This is a genomic window from Westiellopsis prolifica IICB1 (assembly GCF_004323185.1).
GTDB lineage: Bacteria > Cyanobacteriota > Cyanobacteriia > Cyanobacteriales > Nostocaceae > Pelatocladus > Pelatocladus prolificus_A.
In genome coordinates, this window is the sequence record NZ_NAPS01000003.1 from 133,404 (window position 1) to 141,094 (window position 7,691).

Below are 7,691 nucleotides of genomic sequence, written 5' to 3' on the forward strand. Positions count from 1 at the left end.
AAACAGGCGATCGCTAAAAGCACTTAAAGCAATAAAATCCCCTCCAGAGACAAATATGGGAGGGGTATATGCTAAATGAAACAATTGCTGTCTATCCCTGTTGTGTCACTATCGCGGTAGTATAAGGATGTACAAAGCCCAGAACGAAGACACAGAGCATGGTAGAGCCTCGTCCACCCAAAGAAACCGTTAAATTTGTGGATGAATATTGTCTTTGGTATAAAAGGCTGTTTTCAGATATCAGAAATTTTGAAGCTTTTAAGTATCTGCATATAGGATGTATTTCTGAATTAAAACGGAAAAGTCTACCTGAAATAGCGAAAATTGTCGGGCTAGATAACTATCAAGGACTGCACCATTTCTTAACTACATCATCTTGGGAAGTAGAACAGTTAAGAGCTTTGCGATTGTCACTAATTTTAGAGGTACTAAAAGGAAGACCAATCATTTTAATTATTGATGAAACCGGAGATAAAAAGAAAGGTAATAAGACAGATTATGTGAAACGCCAGTATATAGGCAATCTAGGAAAAGTAGAAAATGGAGTTGTGGCAGTCACAGCTTATGGTGTGTTCTGTGGAATGACATTCCCACTACTGTTTGAAGTATACAAACCAAGAGAAAAATTAAAGCCAGGAGATAAGTATCTTACCAAGCCTCAAATCGGGGCGATGCTAATCAGAAAACTACAGTTAATGGGTTTCAAATTCAACTTAGTGCTGGCAGATAGTTTATATGGAGAGAGCGGGACGAATTTCATATCAGTGTTAGATGAACTTGAGTTAAATTATTTAGTGGCAATTCGCTCAAATCATTCTGTAGACTTACTTAAAGGGCATTACACTCAATACTTAAAGTGGCAAAGATTTAAAAGAGTTTTCTCTGACTTAAGCAGTGAGAATCGGTTTATTCGAGAAATAATTCACGGCAAACGTGGAGAACATAGGTATTGGCAAATTACTACAGATACGGATAACTTACCTGGAAACTCTACCTGGTATGTGATGAGCAAATATCCCGACATTACACCTAGAGAGGTTGGGAATTTTTATGGGTTAAGAACATGGGTAGAATATGGTTTAAAACAAAGTAAGAATGAATTAGGTTGGGCTGATTATCGTTTTACTCGCTATGAAGATATTGAACGCTGGTGGGAGATTGTTTGTAGTGCCTACCTCATGGTTAGCCTTCATTCAGAATCTCTGCGTCCTTCTCCTCCAGATCCTCAATCAGCATTCGCTTCTCACCCCTGGTGGGATAATGGTAAAGGTTGGAAGAATATTCTCAACAATCTGCGTTTAGTTATTCAACCTTTCGTTTTATTTAACCTCATATATCCCTGGTTAACAATTTTTCCCATTCCTCAGCTTTCTTTAGGTTTTTCTAAACTTCAATCTATTGCTTATAGGCTAACTTCTCCAATTTTCACCTTCCTGGCTCACCCTGAATTCTATTTTTCCTCTGCCTAAAGTGACACAACAGGGCTATGCTATCATTGACGACTGATTAAAGGCGATTGGGCATGACGAAGACTGCCGTCGAAAGATGAGTGATGCAGAAATTATTACAACGGTAATAATCGCCGCGATGTTCTTTAACGGTAATCATAGTCAAGCTTGCGGTTATATGAAAGACCACAACTTGATACCACATATATATGTTAGAAAAGTCACGCTTCAACCGACGATTACACAGTATATCAATGTTGATGAATGATATGTTTCATCAAGTGGGAWTGATACTGAAAGAAATGAGTGATTGTACTGAATATCTTTTAGACTCTTTTCCTGTACCCATCTGTGATAATATTCGGATCTTTAATGTCAAGTTAATTAAATCTGAAGAGTACAGAGGCTATATTGCATCGAAAAAACGTTATTTTTATGGAGTTAGAGTTCAGTTATTAACGACCAAAACTGGTATTCCAGTGGAATTTGTTTTTATGCCTGGTAGTGCTTCTGATGTGCGAGCATTGAACGCCTTACCGTTAAATTTACCACCAGGCAGCGAAGTATATACTGATGCTGCATACACTGATTATACTGCCGAAGATGACCTCGAAGAAACTAGCAAAATATCCTTGAAAGTCATGAGGAAAAAAAATTCCAAGCGTCAAGATGAACCGTGGAATCAGTATATCAAGCAACATATTAGGCATTACATTGAAACAGTGTTTAGTAGCATCACTTGTGTGTTTCCAAAATCAATCCACGTATGTACTTGGCAAGGGTTTATACTTAAGTTGGAAGCATTTATTTTTGCATTTACCCTGAAACAAGCATTTCTATAGTAAGCAATTATTAATACCTGAAACCGCTTCATTACACTGCTTGTAATGATTGCTCGTCCTTGCCAATCGTAGGCATAATATTCTTCCCAGGGGATGGATACTTGTTTTGCTAGGTAAACAATAACAGGTTTGGGAACGTCACTTTTTTCAGTAGGAAATCTACCCTCTAGTTGAAAGAATTTTAGTAAAACAGCAAAACCCAATCGGTTAGCGCCAATTTTGTTTTCTAAGAGTGCTTTTTCTGAGGGAAGTAGTGTCCAATGTATATGGGCATCAAAAAGTTCAGCACATCGATGGCTAAAACGGTGGCGCGAGGATGGAACATTTGAACACCTACAGGGACGTATACTGGCGATCGCGAATGATAAGGGACTAATAAATTGGAATTTTGGCGCGGTTGACGGGTCTTTTTCCCCCTGGAAAGGGAGGAGGTGAAGAGGTTGCTTATGGCGGCAAAGGTAAAGGTATACTGATTCATACGCTGACAGAAGGTCATGGAATGCCTCTGGCTAATTGAACTACCCCAGCCAATGGTAATGAGCGAGAACAAGTAATTCCCTTATTGGATAAGGTTAAACTCAAAACATTAAAACGAGGCAGACCACGTAAACGAATCAAAGTCTTGGCAGCTGATAAAGGTTACGACTCAAAACAAAAACGTGCTGACCTACGCAAACGAGGTATTCGTCCTCAAATCCCAAAGCGAGTTTGGAAAACCAAGAAAAACAAAGGAAGACCTATCAAAATCTCCGTCCCCAGATTTCAACAAGAACGGTGTTTTGCCTGGTATCAGCGCAAATATCGTCGCCTCGTCGTCAGATGGGAACGTCAAAAGGTTTTTTTCGACGTTCGACGCATTCATAGACCTTGCCACCATTCACCTCTGGATCAACAAAATATTATTAGTGGGATAGATTCATGTAAAAAGTGGTCATTGTGCCAACTCTAAAAGAAAATTCGGTACTTTTTTCAAAGCTTTCATACCAATAAAATTGTCTGACTTCTAAACTAAACTGTTTAGTTTGCCCCTGGCCGCAGCTTCCGTAACACTACCCCTACTCCGGAAACTGACAGAAGAGGGTTATGGTGTTGATGACAAAAAATGCTGATAATTGCTCATCTAGTGCAGTTATCAGCAGTTTAAATACTAACGAATGTTGTTATTTGCAATTTTCGGTCTATTTCAGCAATTAAGCTTAAGCCGGCATCGGACGTTACCTGCTCCCCAGTGAAATTAACTACGACTAGTGGTGACTTTGGCTGTTCAAATTTGAACTGTTTTGGTATTGATCGCGAAGCGGATTTAGTCATAATTTATAACTGCTGAAATGCTTTTTATATATACATTTTCGCAGTTTTTGGTCCCCTTTTTTCAGATTTTGTGAGAAATCCGGGTCACCTCGCTTGGCAGGAGACAGAAGGTACCCACGCGTTACATGGTGGGACTATCCTCCTATTGCAAGAATTCGTTTCATTTTTTGCAAAAAACTGGTTAACTATCAAACAACTGATGTCCTTACCAGTCATGGAAAAGCTTTATCATATCGAACATAATTTCTTCATTGGGTAGTTTAATTTTAGGCTGTTGTTGAGAGTAAAGACTTTCGACAGCTGAAGTATCTTGCTCAACAACTTTGGTAATAACCTTGAGCATTGACGAAGCCATCAATCCTTTTAAAAAGTTGAAACGCTTATATTTGACAAAAACAATCTCAAATATTTTGGTTTGCTGTTGAGTTTCTGGATACATCGATACTAATTGCACAAACTCTCCCAGTGGAGATTGTCCATACAACGCAAGGATGGAGGGAAATTCATATTCCACTGTACTTTTAAGTACTTTGGGAATACTCAACAATGCTGGATTGGCAAACAGTTCTCCTAATGTGTTGTCTTTTCTAATTGTTTCTTGTTCAACCCTGATGTGATACTTATCTTTTTCATAAGCAGTAACTTTATTTTCTATAATTTGGAATAATTCTCTATGAGTTCCATTTTGGTGATTGTAGTCGCAGTTAATTAGAAAACTACTTAACCAATCTGCCTGAATAGTTTTACTGCCAGCAATTCCTACAAAATCGTAGTTTGCAGCTATTTTTTCTGCCATTTCAGGAACTGGAATTTTAGGGTTATGATCCGTATAAGTCCAGATAAAATTTCCATTTACGATTAGATTTAAAGGTTGAGCAATAGGTTTTGCTGAGTCAATCTTCCCATCTTTGTACAGTCTACCTTGTCCATCAAACTCTAGGGCATGAAAAGGGCAAGTAATTGTATCCCTCTGTTGGCAAACCCAGCCCTGAGATAGGGGTGCTTGCATATGTGGACAAACATTGGAAAGTCCAAACACCTCACCTTTTTGATTTTGCCACAAAACATAATCGTCACCATTAAGAGTTATTTTATTTGGTTTATTTATGCCTAACATTGATTTGTGAGCAATTAGCCAAGGTGTTCCTGGTAAAGTTATTTCCATTATTCCTCCATTGTTTGCCGTTATACATAATTTCCATGCAACTGCACAGCTATCTGTCCCAGCTGATGACCAAAAAGTTTTTTAAACCCTCTTCGTTACTTATCGTCTTGCCTAAAGCAATCCGTAATCAGTCGAGAGAAGATACTGAGATAAAAACCTTTAAATCACAAGCATTAAATCCTTTTTTCATTGTAGATCCACAGTATGAACATTGCACGGTAGATAACCTCAACTCATCCCTCTATTAACCCAAGTTGCTAGTTATTCAAACAGGCGATCGCTAAAAGCACTTAAAGCAATAAAATCCCCTCCAGAGACAAATATGGGAGGGGTATATGCTAAATGAAACAATTGCTGTCTATGCTATCATTGACGACTTATTAAAGGCGATTGGGCATGACGAAGACTGCCGTCGAAATATGAGTGATGCAGAAATTATTACAACGGTAATAACTGGAGTTTAGACTAAATTAGGTAACCTCAAAAAAAAAATAGAGGGTGTGATTGAACACAGTCCCCCTATTAGCAGAAGCTGAGAGAAGAACCACCTACTCTCACCTGCCAATATGAAACGTGCCAAATTAGAAGAATTTCGTCAAGCGGCGTACAAGCATTTAGGTAGAGCGCATGATGTGACTTTTGAACTGATGGATGCAATATTACTGACTCGGAACGCCTACAGTTTGGCAGATTTATCGCTATCACCAGTATTTAGACGTAAGTGGCCAAGCATCTATGAAGCATTACAAGATAGCAGACCACAGCGACAGAAATTGATGCAGTTATACATCAAACAAATACCAACCCAGGGTAGTCCGTTGTTAGCAGGCGACCACACTGCTTGGTCACGCCCAGATGCGGTAACTCTACAGGAGAGGACAATTGAACACAGCAGTGTGACAATAGCAGGCAACAAACCAATTACCATAGGTCAGGGATATAGGCACTTACTCGTAATAAAAGCAAGCGCCGTATTAAATATATTTTGGCATCCGCCCAAAGTAGAGCGCGCTTTCGCCTAAGAGGCGAAAGCGACGGCTGGGCATTTTATTATTTGGAGATCCCATAGCACCATTGCTTGGATACCAGAAACTGAAGGCAGTTGGGCATTACCCTTGAGACATGAGCGAATTACCAGTTGGGAAAACCCGATACAGAAGGCAACATGGCAATTACAACAAGTGTGTGAGAATTTACCAACTAGACCAATTTCTGTTTGGGATAGTGAGTACGGGTGTGCCCCTTTCGTTTTGAAAACAGCCAACATCAAAGCAGATATTCTTGTCCGTTTGCGTTCAAACCTGTGTTTATGGGGCGCACCACCACCATATTCTGGCAAGGGACGACCAAGGAAACATGGTGACAAATTCAAACTAAATGAACCGGATTCATGGGGCGAAGTTACTCAAAGTTAGGACTTACGCATTGACAAAGTAGCTTAAACGTGTGTGTACGCTCATCAAAAAGGTCATACTTCTCAATCAGGCGATCGCTAATCACCAATGGCTTGGGAACATGGATAATATCTATGTTGCTGAATTTGGGGTTTAAACTATCAGAGCCACTACCAAGCCATCAACTGCCAAGTGTGACCTGAACACTTACACTTTTTTTCTGCTTGCGGAATCAAAATATCCAGGCTGTACACGTTTGGCAGCGATTTTAGAAGGTTTGTCTCATGACAGTGTCAATCGATTTTTGTTACGAGAGCGGTATGAACCACGCATATTTATTTGATGAAGTCAAGCTGCATATCAATTTAGTAGGTGGTACGTTAAGTGGGGATGATACGATTATTGATAAACCTTACAGTAAGCCGGAGTTAACAGAACTAATTGGTTATTTTTGGTCGGGTAAGCATCATCGAGTAGTCAAAGGAATTCAACTAATTACCTTATATTACACAGACTTGTTAGGCAAGTCTGTGCCTGTGAATTATCGGATATACAGCACTTTCGAGGTGTATGAGGTACAGTAAGTATTAGTGCATTAAGAACTATAATGAAACCTTACTCAATCGATTTGCGTTCAAAAATAGTAAATGCCTATGAAAGAGGTGACACTTCGGTCAGAAAAGTAGCTGTTCAATTTGGTGTAGCGAAAAGCTATGTACAAAAGCTCCTCCAGCTAAAGAGAACCCAAGGACATCTAGAACCTAAAAAGCAAGGTGGGACAATCAAGGGTAAATTGGATGAGTATGGTAGCAAATTAGCCGAAATGGTGAAAAATCATCCAGACGCAACTTTATCAGAATACTGCGAGTATTTTGGAGAAAAATATAACGTTTGGGTATGTGCAAGTGTCATGTGCTGTGCATTACAAAAACAAAAACTAACACGAAAAAAAAGACTTTACGCAGTAGCCAAGCAAAAACTCCAAGAGTCCAAAGGCTGAGAATAGAGTATTGGGAAAAAGTAAAAGACATAGATCCGGCAAACCTGGTTTTTATTGATGAAATGGGTGTTTTACTTGGTTTGGCCCGAACTCATGCCAGAAGCGACAAGGGCAGTAGGGTGTATGATTTTAAACCATATTACCGCGGAGCGAAAGTCAGTGTAATTGAGGGAATCAGTTTAAATAAAGTTTTGGCTGTCATGACTTTAAACGGCTCAATGGATGGCAGGGCTGTTTCATTCTAAAAAGGAAAATAGTAATAGGATATTATGGGCACAATGTCGTATTGCTCTGGTTAGGGAATCAAAACCATTGTGACGAAACAAGTTAATTACAAAACTGCGAAGAATGGAGAAATTTGCAGATGCATAACCATCAACCATTTGTGCCTTGTCTTCATCAAACACAACATCTTTGACCCAATGTCATCGATTTTCTACACCCCAATGACCACGAATGCCTTGGGCAAAATCTGAAGCTTCAAGGGTCATTGAACTTATGTAATATACGGTTTCCTCATAAGGCTTACCA

The 7,691-nt window shown here is 39.3% G+C and carries 6 protein-coding genes and 5 pseudogenes; 8 read left to right on the forward strand and 3 right to left on the reverse strand.

All coding sequences use genetic code 11. From position 1 onward, the window contains the following. Positions 1 to 158: 158 nt before the first annotated feature. Both B4U84_RS26230 and B4U84_RS26235 read left to right on the forward strand, forming a co-directional pair. Entirely contained in the window at positions 159 to 1,469 is a 1,311-nt protein-coding gene (locus B4U84_RS26230; RefSeq protein WP_131121139.1) for an IS701 family transposase, read from the forward strand. A gap of 46 nt (positions 1,470 to 1,515) precedes the next feature. Next, positions 1,516 to 2,290 (forward strand): annotated as a pseudogene (locus tag B4U84_RS26235) (IS982 family transposase). Between the two features lie 65 nt (positions 2,291 to 2,355). On the opposite strand, the pseudogene B4U84_RS32175 reads toward B4U84_RS26235, so the two are convergent. Continuing rightward, positions 2,356 to 2,667: pseudogene (locus B4U84_RS32175) on the reverse strand (DUF4158 domain-containing protein); the annotation flags it as partial. Positions 2,668 to 2,852: 185 nt separating this feature from the next. Between B4U84_RS32175 and B4U84_RS26250 the strand changes: the two are divergent. Next, the gene (locus B4U84_RS26250) at positions 2,853 to 3,239 is read left to right on the forward strand and encodes a hypothetical protein (protein WP_242677714.1); all 387 of its coding nucleotides are present in this window, start codon (positions 2,853 to 2,855) and stop codon (positions 3,237 to 3,239) included. Between the two features lie 206 nt (positions 3,240 to 3,445). Here the strand turns inward: B4U84_RS26250 and B4U84_RS32180 are convergent. Both B4U84_RS32180 and B4U84_RS26260 read right to left on the reverse strand, forming a co-directional pair. Beyond that, positions 3,446 to 3,601: pseudogene (locus B4U84_RS32180) on the reverse strand (IS1380 family transposase); the annotation flags it as partial. Between the two features lie 205 nt (positions 3,602 to 3,806). Further along, entirely contained in the window at positions 3,807 to 4,766 is a 960-nt protein-coding gene (locus B4U84_RS26260) for a Rieske 2Fe-2S domain-containing protein (RefSeq protein WP_131121140.1), read from the reverse strand. Positions 4,767 to 5,101: 335 nt separating this feature from the next. On the opposite strand from B4U84_RS26260, the pseudogene B4U84_RS32185 reads away from it, so the two are divergent. The 5 genes and pseudogenes from B4U84_RS32185 to B4U84_RS26285 all read left to right on the forward strand — a co-directional run. Then, positions 5,102 to 5,218, forward strand: a pseudogene (locus B4U84_RS32185) (IS982 family transposase); the annotation flags it as partial. Between the two features lie 114 nt (positions 5,219 to 5,332). Further along, positions 5,333 to 5,788: a hypothetical protein gene (locus B4U84_RS26270; RefSeq protein ID WP_242677649.1), complete on the forward strand. Its 456-nt coding sequence runs from the start codon at positions 5,333 to 5,335 to the stop codon at positions 5,786 to 5,788. Positions 5,789 to 5,881: 93 nt separating this feature from the next. After that, on the forward strand, positions 5,882 to 6,181 hold the full coding sequence (locus tag B4U84_RS26275) for a transposase (RefSeq protein ID WP_242677715.1): 300 nt from the start codon (positions 5,882 to 5,884) through the stop codon (positions 6,179 to 6,181). Between the two features lie 139 nt (positions 6,182 to 6,320). Next, positions 6,321 to 6,726, forward strand: a pseudogene (locus tag B4U84_RS31310) (IS701 family transposase); the annotation flags it as partial. Between the two features lie 41 nt (positions 6,727 to 6,767). Then, positions 6,768 to 7,160, forward strand: a complete 393-nt coding sequence (locus B4U84_RS26285) for a helix-turn-helix domain-containing protein (protein WP_131121141.1) — start codon at positions 6,768 to 6,770, stop codon at positions 7,158 to 7,160. Positions 7,161 to 7,691: the final 531 nt, after the last annotated feature.

What these genes read in the sequence shown, in the direction of transcription:
- B4U84_RS26230 (WP_131121139.1), top strand. Translation starts at nt 159, where the DNA reads ATGGTAGAGCCTCGTCCACCCAAAGAAACCGTTAAATTTGTGGATGAA.
- B4U84_RS26260 (WP_131121140.1), bottom strand. Translation starts at nt 4,766, where the DNA reads ATGGAAATAACTTTACCAGGAACACCTTGGCTAATTGCTCACAAATCA.
- B4U84_RS26270 (WP_242677649.1), top strand. Translation starts at nt 5,333, where the DNA reads ATGAAACGTGCCAAATTAGAAGAATTTCGTCAAGCGGCGTACAAGCAT.
- B4U84_RS26285 (WP_131121141.1), top strand. Translation starts at nt 6,768, where the DNA reads ATGAAACCTTACTCAATCGATTTGCGTTCAAAAATAGTAAATGCCTAT.